This window comes from Shinella sedimenti (assembly GCF_022601905.1).
GTDB classification, from domain to species: Bacteria; Pseudomonadota; Alphaproteobacteria; order Rhizobiales; family Rhizobiaceae; genus Shinella; species Shinella sedimenti.
This window is the reverse complement of sequence record NZ_JAKVIN010000007.1, coordinates 232,605-249,493: the sequence shown is the minus strand read 5'-3', so window position 1 is coordinate 249,493 and position 16,889 is coordinate 232,605. Positions and strand designations below refer to the sequence as shown.

Genomic DNA, 16,889 nt, shown 5'->3' with positions numbered 1-16,889 from the left:
GATATATCTATCAGGGAGTTTGCCATGCCTGCCGAAAACAGCCTCACCTTCACCGTTCCCGACATGACCTGCGGCCATTGCGTCAAGACGATCACCGGGGCGGTGCTGGCTGCCTACCCAAACGCGAAGGTCGAGATCGATCTTGGGACCAAACGTGTCACCGTCGAGAATGCGGGCGACCGTGCGGCGGTCGCGTCCGTCATCGAAGCGGAGGGATATTCGCCCGCCGATGCATAACAGGCAAAACAGGGCTTGACCTTGACATGATGGGAAGGTGCACGATCTATCCAAACAGGATGAAAGGTGCACCATGCTCACCACCACAGGACCGGGCGACCGGCAGACCATCAAGCTTTCCATTTCCGACATGACCTGCGCGTCCTGCGTGCGCAGGGTGGAGAAGGCCATCGAAGCGGTGCCGGGCGTTTCCGGCGCGGCCGTCAATCTGGCGACAGAGAAGGCCGATGTAACCTTCAACGGCGCGCCAGATATCGCCGCCGTTGCCGAAGCTGTGCGCGGCGCGGGTTACGGCGTCGGCGAAGAGGTAATCGAATTTCCCGTCGAGGGCATGACCTGCGCCTCGTGTATCGGCCGCGTCGAGAAGGCGCTGAAGGCCGTGCCCGGCGTTCTGGACGCCACCGCAAACCTTGCGCAGGAACGGGCGCGCGTGCGCCTTGCCAGGGGCGCCGCAACATTCGATGACCTCGCCGCAGCCATCGAGCGTACGGGCTACAAGGCGGTGCGCGTGGCCGCAGACACCCCTGCCGAGGACGACCGCCGCGCAGCGGAGGCGGGCGCGCTCAGGCGCGATCTCATCATCGCGGCCGTGCTGACGGCGCCGTTGTTCGTGATGGAGATGGGGGCCCATGCCGTGCCCGCCTTCGGCCATTACATCCACGAAACAATCGGCATGCAGACGAGCCGGATCATTCAGTTCGTGCTGGCGACGCTGGTGCTTGTCGGTCCCGGGCGGCGCTTCTTCCTGAAGGGTATCCCGAGCCTGATCCGGCTTGCGCCCGATATGAATGCGCTGGTGGTGATCGGCACGCTTGCCGCCTGGATATTCTCCACGGTCGCGACCTTCGCACCGGCTCTCCTGCCGGGCGGTACGGCGAATGTCTATTTCGAGGCAGCCGCCGTCATCGTAACGCTCATTCTCGCCGGGCGCTTCCTGGAGGCGCGCGCCAAGGGCCGCACCGGCGAGGCGATCCGCCATCTCGCGGGCCTGAACGCCCGCTCCGCACGCGTAATCCGCGACGGCAGGACCGAGGACGTTTCCCTAGAAAGCGTCGTGGCCGGCGATATCGTTCTGGTGCGGCCGGGCGAGAAGGTGCCCGTCGACGGCGAGGTGATCGAGGGCGAAAGCTATATCGACGAATCCATGATCACCGGCGAGCCGATGCCAGTGGCCCGCAAGCCCGGCGACACGGTAACGGGCGGCACCGTCAACACGACGGGCTCGCTGACCTTCCGCGCTACACGCGTCGGCGCCGATACGGTGCTGTCCCAGATCATCCGCATGGTGGAGGACGCGCAGGCGGCGAAGCTGCCGATCCAGGCGCTGGTCGACCGCGTCACGCAATGGTTCGTGCCAGCCGTCATCGCCGTGGCGCTCATCACTTTCGGCCTGTGGCTGATCTTCGGGCCAAGCCCCGTCCTGGCGCATGCGCTGGTGAATGCGGTGGCCGTGCTCATCATCGCCTGCCCCTGCGCCATGGGTCTTGCCACGCCGACGTCGATCATTACGGGCACCGGCCGGGCGGCGGAACTGGGCGTGCTGTTCCGACAGGGCACCGCGCTCCAGACGCTCGAGGGTACCGACATCGTCGCCGTCGACAAGACGGGTACGCTGACGCTCGGCCGTCCGACGCTGACGCGCATCGTGCCCGTCGATGGTTTTTCGCGTGACGAAGTTCTTGCCCTCGTGGCGGCTGCGGAGGTGCATTCCGAACACCCGATCGCGGCCGCCATTCATGGCGCGGCCGTCGCCGAAGGCGTGGCATTGCCGACGGCTTCCGGCTTTGTGACGACATCGGGCCAGGGGATTTCCGCCGACGTGGCCGGCCGCAGTGTGGAGGTCGGTTCGGTCGGCTTCATGAGGGGGCTCGGCCTCGATGTCGCGCCGTTCGCGGATGAGGCCGCGCGCCTGGCGGCGGAAGGCGCCTCGCCGCTCTATGCGGCCATCGACGGCAAGCTCGCCGCGCTCTTTGCCGTAACAGACCCGATCAAGCCGACGACGCGTGAGGCGATCGCGGCGCTCAAGGCGCTCGGGATAGAGGTGGCGATGATCACCGGCGACAACAAGGGCACGGCGCAAGCCGTCGCCGCAACGCTCGGCATCGACCGGGTGATGGCTGAGGTGCTGCCGGATGGGAAGGTTGCCGCCGTGCGCGAACTGTCGGCCGGTGGCGCGAAGAAGGTCGCCTTCGTCGGCGACGGCATCAACGATGCGCCGGCGCTGGCGGCGGCCGATACCGGGATTGCCATCGGCACCGGCACGGACGTCGCCATCGAAAGCGCCGACGTGGTGTTGATGGCCGGAGACGTGCGGGGCGTGGCGACGGGCATCGGCCTTTCGCGCGCGACGATGCGCAACATCAGGCAGAACCTGTTCTGGGCCTTCGGCTACAATGCGGCGCTGGTGCCGGTCGCCGCCGGGTTGCTTTATCCGTCCTTCGGCATCCAGCTTTCACCGGCTTTGGCCGCGGGCGCGATGGCGCTCTCCAGTGTCTTCGTCGTAACGAATGCACTCCGGTTGAAGCGATACAGGCCTGCGTTCAAGGGAGAAAAGGCATGAATATCGGCGAAGCGGCAGAGGCCACGGGCGTGACCGCCAAGATGATCCGCCACTACGAGCAGATCGGCCTTATCAAGGCGGCCGGACGCACCGGGGCGGGATACCGGGTCTATGGTCCAAACGACCTTTCGACGTTGTCCTTCATCCGGCGGTCGCGCGACCTCGGTTTCTCCATCGCGCAGATCCGCGATCTGCTCGCGCTGTGGCAGGATCGCGCCCGTGCCTCCTCAGAGGTCAAGCGCATCGCGAACGAGCATATCGAGGAAATGCGTGAAAAGATGCGGCTGCTGCAGGACATGGTGGGTACGCTGGAGCATCTGTCGGCAAACTGCCACGGCGATGCCCGGCCCGATTGTCCGATCCTGCAACAGCTTGCGACGGGTGATGCCGAGACGTCCTGCTGCTAGCCGCCTTTCCGCCCTTCTTGCCCTTTCAGGGGCTTGCGCTTTTTGCCGCGCCGAAGGACATTTGCTGCCGGAATGACAGACCGGCCCATGCAGGGCCGGCGTAACAAAACGGGAATGACGGGAGAAAAGCATGCTCGACAGGCGCAAATTCTATATTGACGGCCAGTGGGTCGATCCTTTGAAGCCGAACGATCTGTCGGTGATCAACCCGGCGACCGAGAAGCCTATTGCGGTCATCTCGATGGGTACGTCCGCCGACATCGACCGCGCCGTGGCGGCTGCCAAGAAGGCGTTTGCGACCTATAGCCAGACCAGCACGGAAGAGCGGCTGGCGCTACTTGAGAAGCTGCTGGAAATCTACAAGCGCCGCTATGACGAGATGGCGCGCACGATCACGCTGGAGCTCGGCGCGCCCATCACCATGAGCACCGAGCAGCAGGCCGATGTGGGCGTCGGGCATCTGCAGGGCTTCATCGATGCGCTGAAGCGTCTGAAAAACCGCGAAGTCCTGCCGAACGGCGACGTGGTGCGCCGCGAGCCCATCGGCGTGTGTGGCCTCATCACGCCGTGGAACTGGCCGATCAACCAGATCGCGCTGAAGGTTGTCCCGGCGCTGGCCACGGGCTCGACCTGCGTGCTCAAGCCTTCCGAATTCACGCCGCTCAACGCCATGCTCTACGCGGAAATGGTGCATGAGGCCGGGTTCCCTGCGGGGACATTCAACCTCGTCAACGGCGACGGCCCGGAATGCGGCGCGGCCCTGTCGCGTCACAAGGACATCGACATGATGTCCTTCACCGGCTCGACGCGCGCGGGCATTGCCGTCAGCAAGGATGCGGCAGACACGGTCAAGCGCGTGACACTCGAACTCGGCGGCAAGTCGCCGAACATCGTTTTCGCCGATGCCGACCTCGAGGGCCGCGTTTCCGGCAGTGTGCGCGAATGCTTCAACAATTCCGGCCAGTCCTGCGATGCGCCCACGCGGATGCTCGTGGAGCGTTCGGTCTATGACAAGGTGGTGGAGATTGCCGAACGCACCGGCAAGCAAGCCAAGGTCGGCAATCCCGAGGAGGCCGGCGAGCATATCGGCCCGCTCGTCTCGCACATCCAGTTCGGCCGGGTGCAGGCATTGATCGAGGCCGGTGTTGCCGAGGGCGCGCGGCTTCTCGTCGGTGGTCCCGGCAAGCCGGATGGGTACGAGACCGGATATTTCGTCAAGCCGACGATCTTTGCCGATGTGAACAACACCATGCGCATTGCGCGTGAAGAGGTGTTCGGCCCGGTTCTGTCGATCATTCCCTTTGACACCGAGGAGGAAGCGATCGCGATCGCCAATGACACGGCGTACGGCCTTGCGGCCTACGTGCAGACCGGCGATCCCGACCGCGCGGAGCGTGTTTCCGCGCGCCTGCGCGCCGGCATGGTGCATATCAACGGCGGTCCGCACCGCTATGGCAGCCCGTTCGGCGGCTACAAGCAGTCTGGCAATGGCCGCGAGGGCGGCATGTTCGGCCTGGAGGACTTCCTTGAGGTGAAGACCGTGCACCGTCCCGAGGCGGCGTAAGAATATCGGCTCGGGGCTGCCCGCTGCTGCGGGCGGCCCCGGGCCAGTCGCTCTCCTTCCCGCATTACGATCGGCCGTCTTTGACGGGACGTTGCTTTTTGTTTCGCTCGTCCTGAGAATGCCGGCGCGCCTCTGGTTGAAACCGCGCGGTCCGATAGCCCGCTCGGCATCGCCGCTTCCTGGACGTCCGCCGTGCCCCCCATCGCATCCTCCCCGCATGCGCGCCTTGCGCTCATCGCCCTCCTTGTTGGGGGCATTGCCATCGGCGGCTCGCCGATCTTCGTGCGGTTTTCCGAGGTCGGGCCGATGGCGACGGCATTCTGGCGCGTCGCACTGGCGCTCGTGCCGTTCTTGATCGTCTCGCGCGTGGTAGCACAGGGCGACGAACGGCCATCCGGCCTGCGCGATCGCCTGTTCCTGTTTCTGCCCGGCATCTTCCTGGCCGTCGATCTTGCAGCCTGGCACGTCTCGCTGCACATGACTTCCGTCGCCAATGCGACACTGCTTGCCAACCTCGCTCCGGTCTTCGTGACACTCGGATCGTGGCTGCTTTTCCGCACGCGCATCACGCCCGTCTTCCTTGCCGGACTGGCGCTGGCGCTCGCGGGTGTCGTCGTGCTGAAGGGCGGGCCGGCGGCGATTGGCGGCGGTCAGCTTGCGGGCGATTCAGCGGCCATCCTCGCCGCGATCTTCTACGCCTGCTACATGCTGTCGATCGGCCATGTGCGTGCCCGGTACTCCACACTGCGTATCATGGTCTGGACGACCTTCTCCGCAATGACCTGCATGTTGCCGGTCGCCTTTTTCCTGGAGGGCGACATGGTGCCGGTGACACTCTTCGGTTGGGGCATGCTGCTCGGTCTCGCGCTCATCAGCCATGTCGGCGGGCAGGGTCTCGTCACCTACGCGCTCGCCTATCTGCCGACGGCGTTTTCGTCGTTGACGCTGCTTCTCCAGCCGGTGGTCGCCGCGCTCCTCGCCTGGCTGCTGCTGGGCGAGCCGGTGGGGCTGATGCAGGCTATCGGTGGCGTGATCGTGCTCTTAGGCATTCTCGTGGCACGGCGCGGCTGACCAGTGTCAGTGGTTGTGACGCGGCGGCGTTTCCGCAATCCCGCGGAAATCGGCCGCCCCGTCGATGACGGCACCATCCGAGAGCTGCGTGACGGTCTGGCGATAGAGGCGCTGCCATGGCGTGGCATCTGCCGGCACGGCGGGAATGCCATCGGCCTTGCGCCTTTCGATCTCTTCATCCGCGACCAGCATGTCGCAGCGGCCGTGTTCGAGGTCGATGCGGATGGTGTCGCCCGTGCGCAACCAGGCGAGGCCGCCGCCAGCAGTACTTTCCGGCGAGGCGTTGAGGATGGACGGGCTGTCGGCGGTGCCGGACTGGCGTCCATCGCCGATCGTCGGCAGGCTGGTGATGCCGCGCTTGAGCAGATGATCCGGCGGCTGCATGTTGACGACCTCCGCCGAACCCGGCCAGCCGAGCGGCCCGGCGCCGCGGATGACGAGGATGGTGCGCTCGTCGATGCCGAGTGCCGGGTCGTTGATGCGCGCGTGGTAGTCCTCTGAGCCATCGAAGACGACCGCCCTGCCCTCGAATATGCCCTCGCGGCCGGGCTCGCTGAGATAGCGCTGGTGGAACTCCTCGGAAATGACCGAGGTCTTCATGATGGCGAAGTCGAAGAGATTGCCCTTGAGCACGAGGAAACCTGCGCGCTCCTTGAGCGGCGCGTGATAGGGGCGGATCACCTCGCGGTCGCTTGCTGCGCGCCCCTCGAGGTTTTGCGCCATGGTTTGGCCCGTCACGGTGGGACAAGTGCCATCGAGTTTTCCCGCATCGAGCAGTTCGCGCATGATCGCAGGCACGCCGCCTGCGCGGTGGAAGCGCTCGCCGAGAAAGCGGCCGGCCGGCTGCACATCGGCCAGCAGGGGGATGTCGTAGCCGTGGCGCTGCCAGTCGTCGGGCTCCAGCGCGACACCGGCATGTTTGGCCATGGCCATCAGGTGTGGCTGCGCATTGGTAGAGCCGCCGATGGCGGAATTGACGCGCACGGCATTGAGGAAGGCTTCCCGCGTGAGGATGTGTGAGGGGCGGATATCCTCCAGCACCAGTTCCACGGCGCGCCGGCCGGTCCGATAGGCGATCTGCCCGCGTTCTCGATAGGCGGCCGGAATGGCGGCGCAACCGGTGAGCGACATGCCGAGCGCCTCGGCCAGCGCGTTCATCGTGGAGGCCGTTCCCATCGTGTTGCAATGGCCGATGGAGGGGGCGGAGTCCATTGCCGCGTCAAGGAACTCTTCTTCGTCGATTGTGCCGGCCGCGAGCTTGCGGCGCGAACGCCAGATGACGGTGCCCGATCCGACGAGGTCGCCATCGTGCCAGCAATCCAGCATCGGCCCGCCCGACAGGACGATGGCGGGAATGTCGACCGTCGAGGCGGCCATCAGGGCCGAGGGCGTGGTCTTGTCGCAGCCGGTCGTCAGCACGACGCCGTCGAGTGGATAGCCGTAGAGGATTTCGACCAGGCCGAGATAGGCAAGGTTGCGGTCGAGGGCGGCCGTCGGGCGCTTGCAGTTTTCGAAGATCGGATGGGTGGGAAACTCGATGGGAATGCCTCCGGCATCGCGGATGCCGTCGCGCACACGCCTGGCAAGATCGATGTGATGGCGATTGCACGGCGTGAGATCGCTGCCGCTCTGGGCGATGCCGATCACCGGCTTGCCCGAGCGCAGCTCCTCCGGCGTGATGCCGTAGTTCATGAAGCGTTCGAGATAGATGGCGGCCATGTCGATGTGGTCGCGGTTATCGAACCAATCCTGCGAGCGCAGCCGGCGTTTTGTCGTCTTTGTGTCCGTCATCATGACCCTCCTCCGCACCGACCGTACTGTTTCATTGCCGGAGACGGCGATCAACCGGCGGTGCGGGGATAGACTGACTTATGCAGCTATCAAAAATAGTCGTTGGATCGACGGCGCCGAATGTGTCACAGCGCGTCAACCGCCATCAGAGTTGCCGACATGACCGACACCGCTGCCGCCACGCCTGCTTCCGGCTCCGCCCGCCTCGGCGTGCTGTTGATGCTTCTCGGCATGGTGATGTTTTCACTGAACGACGTGCTCGGAAAGTGGCTGGTTTCCACTTATTCGGTCGGGCAGCTGATGCTGATCCGCAGTCTGGCAGCGATCGTGGTGCTGGCGCCGTTCTTCTGGCGGGTCGGCTGGCGCCGGCTTGTCGAGGTCGAGCAGCCGAAGCTGCATCTGCTTCGCTCGGGGCTTTTCGCCTTCGAGGCATCGGCTTTCTATTTCGCGGTGGCTTACATGCCGCTCGCGGACGCTATGACGTACTGGCTTGCCGCGCCGATTTATGTGGCGGCCCTTTCGCCGCTCATGCTGGGCGAGAATGTGGGCTGGCGCCGCTGGTCGGCTATTCTCGTCGGTTTTGCAGGCGTAATCATAGCTTTGTCGCCCTCCAAGGACAGCTTCACGCTGCCGGCCCTGATTGCGCTAGCAGGCAGCCTTGCCTTCGGGCTTGCCATGGTGTTCAGCCGGTCGCTGCGCGCCACGCCCGACACAACGCTGGTCTTCTGGCAAGTCTCCGGGGCGGCTCTGTTCGCCGGCATCTGGTGTCTTGCCGACCCCGGCGGCTGGGCGCCGGTCAGCGCGGTCGACTTCGGCCTGCTGAGCCTGCTTGGCATCGTGGCGATGGCCGCGCATATGCTCGTCAACCGCTCGCTGAAGCTTGGCGATGCCGCGACCGTGGTGCCGCTTCAATATACGCTTCTGATCTGGGCGGTGCTGTTCGGCTGGCTGTTCTTCGGCGATGCGCCGCGCCCGGCCATGCTCATCGGCGCTGGCTTCATCGTCGCGTCCGGCCTCTTCATCTTCTTCCGCGAATTGCAGCTGAAGCGGCGCGGCGGCTGACCGGGCTTACTGCGCCTTGACCGATTTCAGATAGGCGATGACGTCTGCAATGTCCTGCTCGGACTTGAGACCGGAAAACGCCATGCGCGTCTTCGGGATCATCTTCTTCGGGCCGGCAAGATAAGTGGCGAGCGTCGCCTCGTCCCATATCAATCCGTTGGCGCCCTGTTCCTTCATCGCATCGGAATAGTTGGTGTAGTCGGCAAGTGCTGCCGCCTGGCGGCCGACGATGCCATCGAGATGCGGGCCAACCTTGTTTACCGCCTGTTCGATATTGTGACAGGCGGTGCATTTCTTGAAGACGGTCTTGCCCGCTTCGGCGGAGCCTTCGGCTGCCAGCGCGGTAGTGGAAAAAGCAAGAACAATCAGTGCGGCAAGGGTCTTCATTGGTGTTCCATCGAAAAGGCGGCCGGCGTGAGCCGGCCGGAGTTGGCGCGGTCTCCCGACCGCACGCGATCACCGGCCGCCCGAAAGCGGCCGGGGAGGATCGCCAGAGATATCAGATCGAGCCGGCGGCCATTTCCTTGGCGATGTAATCGGCCTGGCGGATCGCAAGCGAGACGATGGTGAGTGTGGGGTTCTCCGCGCCACCCGTCGTGAACTGGCTGCCGTCAGACACGAACAGGTTCTTGATGTCGTGCGTCTGCCCCCATTTGTTGACCACGCCATCGCTTGCCTTCTCGCTCATGCGGTTGGTGCCGAGATTGTGCGTGGACGGATAGGGCGGCGTGGGGAAGCTACGGGTCGCGCCGACGGCTTCATAGAGCGCCTGTCCCTGCTGGTAGGCATGGTTGCGCATGGCGACGTCGTTGGCGTGGTCCGTGAACCAGACGTCCGGGATCGGCATACCGTACTGGTCCTTCAGTTCCCCGTGCAGCTTCACGGCATTCTGTTCCTGCGGCATGTCCTCGCCGACGATCCAGAGCCCGGCCATGTTGGCGTAGCTGTCCATAGCCGAGGCGAAGGTGCGGCCCCAGCCGCCGGGATCGAGGAAGGCGGCCATGAAGGGCACGCCGAGGGAGAGCGTTTCCAGCTCGTAGCCGCCGACGAAACCACGCGACGGATCGTGTTTCGCTTCGTCTCTGATGATGCCGGCCATGGTGGTACCGCGATACATGTGCACGGGCTTTTCGAACACGGCATAGACCGAGCCCGTCGTATGGCGCATATAATTCTTGCCGACCTGACCGGACGAATTGGCAAGGCCATCCGGGAATTTGGCCGAGGCCGAGTTGAGCAGCAGGCGCGGGCTTTCGATGGAGTTGCCGGCGACGGCGACGATGCGGGCCTTCTGGCTGTGCAGCTTGCCGTCCTTGTCGGCATAGACCACGGCGTTGACCTTGCCGCTTGCGTCATGCTCGATCTTCACAACATGCGACTGCGGCCGCACCTCCAGCTTGCCGGTGGCCTCGCCCTTGGGGATTTCCGTATAGAGCGTCGACCACTTGGCGCCCCATTTGCAGCCTTGGAAGCAAAAGCCGGTCTGCTGACAGCTCATGCGGTCGTCGCGATCGGCGGAGTTGATCGCCATGTTGCCGGTGTGACATTCCTTGTAGCCGAGCTTGTCGGCGCCGGCCTTGAGGATCTTGAAGTTGTTGTTGCCCGGCAGGCCCTCGATGCCGTTGGTGCGGGTGACGCCCATCTTGTCTTCGGCCTTGGCGTAGTAAGGCTCCAGTTCGGCGAGCGTGATCGGCCAGTCGAGCAGGTTGGCGCCTTCGACCTTGCCGTAATGGCTAAGCGTCTTGAACTCGTGTTCCTGGAAGCGCAGCGAGGCGCCCGCCCAGTGGGTGGTGGTGCCGCCGACCGCCTTGACGATCCAGGCCGGCAGGTTCGGAAAGTCCTTCGCCACACGCCAGCCGCCGCCTGTCGTGCGGTGATCGAGCCAGGCGAGCTGGGCAAAACTGTCCCACTCGTCGTTGATGAAGTCCTCGTATTCGTGGCGTGCGCCCGATTCGAGCACGACGACGTCGATGCCCTTCTGCGCCAGTTCGTTGCCGAGCGTGCCGCCGCCGGCGCCGGAACCGATGATGACGACCACGCTGTCGTCGTTGAGATCGTAAGGAGCTGCCATGGTTTCCTCCTGAAACGGGAACGGTCGGCGTTGCGCCGCGGGGACGCGCCTCCTCCGGCGCGAGCCCTCAGACCGTTGTCAAAGCCATTCGATGTCGTCGAAACCGCGGGCGATGTAACCGCCCTTCGAGTAGGACTCGCCTTCGTAGCCGAAATGCGGCCAGAGTTCCTTCTGGTTGTAGAAGGAGACGACGAGATCGCCGCGCACCGCCTGGAAGAACGGTGTCGTTTCGATGTCGCGCAGGATCGCGACGCGGTCATCCTCCCAGCCGAGGCCGCGATAGCCGTTCGCGCCGGCGCGCTTGTCGAGATCGGCGATGCCGTCCTCGATCAGCTTCTTGTGTGCCTCGTCGGTGCCGGCCTTGGTCTCGTGACCCTTCACGGCAATGGCATAGAACCGATCCGCGATTGCATCGTGCGGATAGATATCGCGGGCGAGCTTGATCAGCGTCGCCATGGTTTCCGGCTTGAGCGCCGTCGTTTCCATGCCCCAGGCCCGATCGGGGCTGATGACGGCGTTGCCGGCGATGATGAGTGCGGCGCCGATCGTGCCGCGCTTTAAAAGCTCGCGCCGGGAAATGCCGGGGCGCTGCTCGTAGATGGTCGTCATGTCACGTTCCTCCCGTTGCATTCATGGCTGGTGGCCTCCCCCGGGCCGCCGGCCTCTTTACTTGTAGCGGCCGCGCCGCTGCAGAACCTCGATCTTGTAGCCATCCGGATCGGTGACGAAGAAGAAGCGGGCAAGCAGGCCGCCGTCCCGATTGAATTCGACGATCTTGCCGGTGGTGAAGCCGAGCGCGGAGATGCGAGCATGTTCGCTGTCGAGATCGGACACCGACACGGCGAGATGGCCATAGCCATCGCCGAGATTGTAGGCTTCGCTACGCCCCTTGTTGATCGTCAGCTCGAGTTCGAATTCGCTTTCGGCGTTGCTCATATAGACGAGCGTGAAGGTCTCGAAGTCGAGCCGTTGGGCGATTTCGAGCCCGAAGGCTTTGTTGTAAAAATCCACGGACCGGTCTTCGTCCAGAACCCGGATCATGGAGTGTATCGTCTTTGCCACGCTTGGTTTCCCCCGCTTGCAGTTCGCTTGTGAGGGAAGTGTGCGTCCGGAATCGGGATCGCGGGTAGCAGCCCGTTACCGCACATGGATTTTCATTTCTGGAGTATACGGGGAAGGATTTTTTATCGGTTCGCACCCGACGGGATGATTTGACCAAATACAGGCGCCACCGCATAATCGCTGGCATAAAAACAAGACTGGAGGATATGCCAATGTGTGAGGTTTTCGCGGGTCAGGATCCGCAACGCTATCGGCCCGTCAACCGCTCGGTGCGCATCGGTGGACATTCGACGAGCATCCAGCTCGAGGCGGCCTTCTGGGTGTTGATCGACGAGATCGCCAGCGGTCAGGGTATGTCGACGTCGCGCTTCCTCTCGACGCTCTATGACGAGGCGCTGGAGCGCAACGGCACGGTGTCGAACTTCGCGTCGCTGCTGCGCACGAGCTGTCTCATCTACCTGATGGGCGGCGCTGCCAGGGAGGCCGAACCGCGCGCCTTCCACATCGTTGCGGCCGAGTAGCGTCAGAAGGTCGGCGGCGTGTTGATCCAGATCAGCACCGTCTCGCCGTCATGGCTGTTGTGCCAGGCGTGGCGGCGGGTGCTCTCGAAATAGAGGCTGTCGCCGGGTCCAAGGTCGTGGAATTCGTGGCCGTCGAGGACGATCTCGACGCGCCCGGCCAGCACATGGACAAATTCCTCGCCGTCGTGCTGGTAGGCGCCATCAGAGGTGGCGCCGGGCGCCAGCACGAAACGGTGGCAATCCATCATGTTGCGGCCATCGGCCAGCACCTGCACGGTCACGCCCGGCGATGTCTCCGGCCACAACTTCCATTCGCCCGAGCGCACCAGCGCGCGATTGTCGGTCTCTTCCTCGCCAGAAAGCTTGGAAACGGTCGTGCCGTAATAGTCGGAGAGATCGTGCAGCACGCGGAAGGTCACGCCCTGCGAAGTGCGTTCGAAGGTGGAGAGGACGGAGGTCGAGATGCCGATATCGCCGGCTACCTGCTCCAGCGTCTTGCCTTCCGCATGGCGCAAGCTGCGGAACTTGCGGCCGACGCCCTGCGGCGATTCTCCGTCGGACGCCTGTGTTTCCGTGCCGGGGTCTTCGGCCTCCAGCGCCTCGCGGATGGCGGCCGGGTTGAGACCGCGCTCGGTGCGATACCAGGCGATGCGCTTGAGACGATTAACGTCGTCGGCGCTGTACTGCCGGTGACCGGTGTCCGAACGGCCGGGCACGACGAGACCCTGCGTCTCCCATAGCCTGAGCGTCGAGGCCGAGACACCTGCAAGGCGTGCCGCCTCCGTCACCTTGTAGTGCACCGGTTCCGGGGAACCCATCGCGCCAATCCCTGATTCTGTGTACGCTTCGCTTATACACACCCATGCGGCAGACGGCCTGAAAATCAGTCGCATTTCCCGCGTAGAATGCCAGTTGCATTCTTGCAGAAAAAATGTAGGAATTCCACTCGGAGCTTGCAGAAAAAATGCAAGTTATTAATCGAAGCCTCCAGATTCAGGATAGCGCCATGACCGCCTCCCCGCTGACCGACCGCAAGAACGCCGCCATCTCGCGCGGCGTGGGCATGACCACGCAGATCTACGCCGACCGTGCGGAGAATGCGGAAATCTGGGACAAGGAAGGCAATCGCTATATCGATTTTGCCGCCGGCATCGCCGTCGTCAACACCGGACATCGCCATCCGCGTGTCATCGAGGCCGTCAAGAAGCAGCTCGACCGCTTCACGCATACCTGCCACCAGGTCGTGCCCTATGAAAACTATGTGGAACTCGCCGAGCGTCTGAACGCCATCACTCCAGGCGACTTCGAGAAGAAGACCATCTTCGTCACGACCGGTGCTGAAGCCGTCGAGAATGCCGTGAAGATCGCCCGCGCTGCCACCGGCCGCCAGGCTGTCATCGCGTTTTCCGGTGCCTTCCATGGCCGCACCTTTATGGGCATGGCGCTGACCGGCAAGGTCGTTCCCTACAAGGTCGGGTTCGGTGCGATGCCGGCCGACATCTACCATGCGCCGTTCCCGGTCGAGATGCACGGCACGAGCGTCGAACAATCGCTGGATGTGCTGAAGAAGCTCTTTGCCGCCGATGTGGACCCGAACCGCGTCGCCGCGATCATCATCGAGCCTGTGCAGGGCGAAGGCGGCTTCTATCCGGTCCCGGTCAACTTCATGAAGGCGATCCGCGAAATCTGCGACAAGCACGGCATCCTGCTGATCGCCGACGAAGTTCAGACGGGCTTTGCTCGTACCGGCAAGCTGTTCGCCATGGAGCATTTCGGCGTCACGGCTGACCTCGTGACCATGGCCAAGGGCCTTGGTGGCGGCTTCCCGATCGGGGCCGTGACCGGCCGCGCCGAGATCATGGACGCGCCCGGCCCGGGCGGTCTTGGCGGCACCTATGCCGGCAGCCCGATCGGCGTTGCAGCGGCCCATGCCGTTCTCGACGTCATCAAGGACGAGGACCTGTGCAACCGCGCAGAAAACCTCGGTGCACGGCTCAAGCAGCGTCTTGCATCCTTGCGCGACAAGGTTCCGGAGATCGTCGACATCCGTGGCCCGGGCTTCATGAACGCCGTCGAATTCAACGACGTCGCGACGAAGCAGCCGAGTGCGGAATTCGCCAACAAGGTTCGTCTGAAGGCGCTTGAAAAGGGCCTGATCCTGCTGACCTGCGGCGTGCATGGCAACGTCATCCGCTTCCTCGCGCCGATCACGATTCAGGACGAGGTGTTTGCCGAAGGTCTCGACATTCTCGAAGCGGCGATGATCGAAGCCCGCGGCTAAGCGGACCCGCCAGACACGACACATAATTGCAGGCGGCACCCGGAGCAGACGCTCCGGGTGAACGGCTTTTGCTGCCCGAAAGGAACGACAATGGCTTTCTATGACGCTCTGACCCGGCACTTCACGTCGGGCGACCTGCTGCGCGACGCCGGCTATGTGGACGGCAAATGGATCAGGGACAGTGCCGCCGGCACCTTCGACGTGCTCAACCCGGCGACCGGCGAGAAACTGGCAACCTTGCCGGAAATGGGCGCGGCCGAAACGAAGACGGCAATCGACGCCGCCTACCGGGTTCAGCCCGCCTGGGCCGCGCGCCCGGCAAAGGAGCGCAGCATTCTCCTGCGCAAGTGGTTTGATCTGATGATCGCCCATGCCGACGAGCTTGCTGCCATTCTGACCGCCGAAATGGGCAAGCCGCTGGCCGAAGCCAAGGGCGAAATCATCTACGCCGCGTCCTATGTCGAATGGTATGCGGAAGAGGCCAAGCGCATCAACGGCGAGACGATCCCCGCCGCCAGCGCCGACAAGCGCATGATGGTCATCAAGCAGCCGGTCGGCGTGGTCGGGACGATCACGCCGTGGAACTTCCCGGCCGCGATGATCGCCCGCAAGGTGGCGCCGGCGCTGGCCGTCGGCTGCACGGTCGTTTCCAAGCCCGCCGAACTGACGCCGCTGTCGGCCATCGCGCTTGCCGTTCTGGCCGAAAGGGCCGGAATTCCCGCCGGTGTGTTCAACATCGTCCTCGGAACGGACGGTCCGGCAATCGGCAAGGAGCTTTGCTATAACCCGAAGGTCCGCAAGATTTCCTTCACGGGATCGACGGAAGTGGGGCGCATCCTGATGCGGCAGTGCGCGGATCAGATCAAGAAGATGAGCCTGGAGCTTGGCGGCAATGCGCCCTTCATCGTTTTCGATGACGCGGACCTCGACGCCGCTGTCGAAGGCGCCATGGCGTCCAAGTACCGCAATGCCGGGCAGACCTGCGTTTGCGCCAATCGTCTCTATGTGCAGTCGAACGTCTATGACGCCTTTGCGGACAAGCTCGCGAAGAAGGTCGCCGAACTTTCCGTCGGCGACGGTTTCGAAAAGGGCACGACGGTCGGTCCGCTGATCGAGGAAGCCGCCATCGAAAAGGTCGAGGCACATATTGCCGACGCTGTTTCCAAGGGCGCGACGGTCGTTTCCGGCGGCAAGCGCGTGGCGGGCAAGGGCACCTTCTTCGAGCCGACCGTCTTGAAGGGCGTCGCCCGTGGCATGACGGTGGCGCGGGAAGAGACGTTCGGCCCGCTCGCGCCGCTCTTCCGCTTCGACACAGTCGAGGACGTCATCGAACAGGCCAACGACACCGAGTTCGGTCTTGCCGCCTATTTCTATGCCGGCGATCTCAAGAAGGTCTGGAAGGTGGCCGAAGCGCTGGAATACGGCATGGTGGGCGTCAATACCGGCCTCATTTCCTCTGAAGCCGCGCCCTTCGGCGGCATCAAGCAATCCGGCCTCGGTCGCGAAGGCTCGGCCCATGGCGCCGAAGACTACCTGGAAATGAAATATGTCTGCATCGGCGAACTCGCCTGATGAATGAAGGTCGCCCGCATGACGCGGGCGGCCTTCATGCCGTATCGATGTCGGTGCGGGCGAAATCGTCGCCTTTATAGAGCAGGGGAATGCCGTGCTGGCGGGCGCAGGCATAGGCGAAGCAGTCGCCGAAGTTCAGCGCCGCCGGATGGCGGCCCTTGCCGAAACGCTGGAACGCCTCGACGGCTAAAGTTGTGATAGCGGCATCGACGGCGAGCGTCTCGATTTGAAGCATCCGGAGATAGGTCTCGACCTCACCCAGCGCCGCCTTTGGCTCGAGGCCCGTTACGCGGGCATAGGCGATGGCGGCCTCCCAGATCGCCATGGGTGATGTCAAACGACGATCAGTGGCCGCGATCCGTCGGCTGAGAGATCGAGCGTCGTTCTCGCTCGTCATCATCGCGACGATGGCGGAGGCATCGATGAACATCAGTCCTCATACAGGCTATCGATGAACGCCTTGTCGGCTTCGGGACCAACGGGAGCATATTTCCGGTTCAGCGCACGGGTCAATTCAAGTGCCTTGTCGACTAGGGAGGGCTCCTGCTCGAGCCGCTGCAGCTCATGCGCCAGCGCCTGCCGCACCGCTTCCGTCTTGCTGATCTTGCGCAGCGCCGAGAGGCGTTGAGCGAGACGATCGACTTCCCGGTCCTTGACATAGAGCGGCATGGTATATCCTTTCTTCTGTGG

17 protein-coding genes are annotated in these 16,889 nt (G+C 63.9%); 9 read left to right on the top strand and 8 right to left on the bottom strand.

Translation table 11 applies throughout. The features are described from left to right. Positions 1–24 precede the first annotated feature (24 nt). The 5 genes from MKI86_RS17490 (at position 25) to MKI86_RS17470 (ending at position 5,839) form a co-directional block, all read left to right on the top strand. A complete protein-coding gene (locus MKI86_RS17490; RefSeq protein WP_241603320.1) occupies positions 25–237 on the top strand; it encodes a heavy-metal-associated domain-containing protein in 213 nt (70 codons plus the stop codon). Positions 238–310: 73 nt separating this feature from the next. Continuing rightward, on the top strand, positions 311–2,797 hold the full coding sequence (locus MKI86_RS17485; RefSeq protein WP_241603309.1) for a heavy metal translocating P-type ATPase: 2,487 nt from the start codon (positions 311–313) through the stop codon (positions 2,795–2,797). After that, positions 2,794–3,204 (top strand): Cu(I)-responsive transcriptional regulator, encoded by a 411-nt coding sequence (gene cueR, locus MKI86_RS17480; RefSeq protein WP_241603294.1) that lies wholly within the window; start codon positions 2,794–2,796, stop codon positions 3,202–3,204. The genes MKI86_RS17485 and cueR overlap by 4 nt, the downstream gene beginning before the upstream one ends. Before the next feature lie 130 nt (positions 3,205–3,334). Beyond that, a complete protein-coding gene (locus MKI86_RS17475) occupies positions 3,335–4,768 on the top strand; it encodes an aldehyde dehydrogenase family protein (RefSeq protein WP_241603290.1) in 1,434 nt (477 codons plus the stop codon). A gap of 192 nt (positions 4,769–4,960) precedes the next feature. Beyond that, a complete protein-coding gene (locus MKI86_RS17470) occupies positions 4,961–5,839 on the top strand; it encodes a DMT family transporter (RefSeq protein ID WP_370880002.1) in 879 nt (292 codons plus the stop codon). Between the two features lie 6 nt (positions 5,840–5,845). Here the strand turns inward: MKI86_RS17470 and MKI86_RS17465 are convergent, their stop codons facing one another. Continuing rightward, on the bottom strand, positions 5,846–7,630 hold the full coding sequence (locus MKI86_RS17465) for an IlvD/Edd family dehydratase (protein ID WP_241603288.1): 1,785 nt from the start codon (positions 7,628–7,630) through the stop codon (positions 5,846–5,848). Between the two features lie 159 nt (positions 7,631–7,789). Here MKI86_RS17465 and MKI86_RS17460 point away from each other — a divergent pair, with 159 nt between their 5' ends. Then, a complete protein-coding gene (locus MKI86_RS17460; protein WP_241603285.1) occupies positions 7,790–8,692 on the top strand; it encodes a DMT family transporter in 903 nt (300 codons plus the stop codon). A gap of 6 nt (positions 8,693–8,698) precedes the next feature. Here MKI86_RS17460 and MKI86_RS17455 read toward each other — a convergent pair whose 3' ends face one another. The 4 genes from MKI86_RS17455 to MKI86_RS17440 form a co-directional block, all read right to left on the bottom strand. Next, positions 8,699–9,079: a c-type cytochrome gene (locus tag MKI86_RS17455; protein ID WP_241603281.1), complete on the bottom strand. Its 381-nt coding sequence runs from the start codon at positions 9,077–9,079 to the stop codon at positions 8,699–8,701. Positions 9,080–9,191: 112 nt separating this feature from the next. Beyond that, entirely contained in the window at positions 9,192–10,763 is a 1,572-nt protein-coding gene (locus tag MKI86_RS17450; protein WP_241603278.1) for a GMC family oxidoreductase, read from the bottom strand. A 78-nt stretch (positions 10,764–10,841) separates the two neighbouring features. Then, positions 10,842–11,372, bottom strand: coding sequence for a gluconate 2-dehydrogenase subunit 3 family protein (locus MKI86_RS17445; RefSeq protein ID WP_241603275.1), 531 nt, complete (start codon positions 11,370–11,372; stop codon positions 10,842–10,844). A gap of 57 nt (positions 11,373–11,429) precedes the next feature. Then, positions 11,430–11,825, bottom strand: a complete 396-nt coding sequence (locus MKI86_RS17440) for a VOC family protein (protein WP_241603273.1) — start codon at positions 11,823–11,825, stop codon at positions 11,430–11,432. 212 nt (positions 11,826–12,037) lie between these two features. Between MKI86_RS17440 and MKI86_RS17435 the strand changes: the two genes are divergently transcribed. Further along, the gene (locus MKI86_RS17435) at positions 12,038–12,346 is read left to right on the top strand and encodes a ribbon-helix-helix domain-containing protein (RefSeq protein ID WP_241603257.1); all 309 of its coding nucleotides are present in this window, start codon (positions 12,038–12,040) and stop codon (positions 12,344–12,346) included. A gap of 2 nt (positions 12,347–12,348) precedes the next feature. Here the strand turns inward: MKI86_RS17435 and MKI86_RS17430 are convergent, their stop codons facing one another. Beyond that, a complete protein-coding gene (locus tag MKI86_RS17430; protein ID WP_241603254.1) occupies positions 12,349–13,164 on the bottom strand; it encodes a MerR family transcriptional regulator in 816 nt (271 codons plus the stop codon). A gap of 188 nt (positions 13,165–13,352) precedes the next feature. Here MKI86_RS17430 and MKI86_RS17425 point away from each other — a divergent pair, with 188 nt between their 5' ends. After that, positions 13,353–14,627: a 4-aminobutyrate--2-oxoglutarate transaminase gene (locus MKI86_RS17425; RefSeq protein WP_241603252.1), complete on the top strand. Its 1,275-nt coding sequence runs from the start codon at positions 13,353–13,355 to the stop codon at positions 14,625–14,627. A gap of 90 nt (positions 14,628–14,717) precedes the next feature. After that, positions 14,718–16,199, top strand: a complete 1,482-nt coding sequence (locus tag MKI86_RS17420) for an NAD-dependent succinate-semialdehyde dehydrogenase (protein ID WP_241603250.1) — start codon at positions 14,718–14,720, stop codon at positions 16,197–16,199. Positions 16,200–16,233: 34 nt separating this feature from the next. On the opposite strand, the gene MKI86_RS17415 is transcribed toward MKI86_RS17420, so the two are convergent. Together MKI86_RS17415 and MKI86_RS17410 are read right to left on the bottom strand one after the other, a co-directional pair. Continuing rightward, a complete protein-coding gene (locus MKI86_RS17415; protein ID WP_241603240.1) occupies positions 16,234–16,629 on the bottom strand; it encodes a type II toxin-antitoxin system VapC family toxin in 396 nt (131 codons plus the stop codon). Beyond that, on the bottom strand, positions 16,629–16,868 hold the full coding sequence (locus MKI86_RS17410) for a type II toxin-antitoxin system VapB family antitoxin (protein ID WP_241603236.1): 240 nt from the start codon (positions 16,866–16,868) through the stop codon (positions 16,629–16,631). Before MKI86_RS17410 ends, MKI86_RS17415 begins: the two co-directional genes overlap by 1 nt. Positions 16,869–16,889 lie beyond the last annotated feature (21 nt).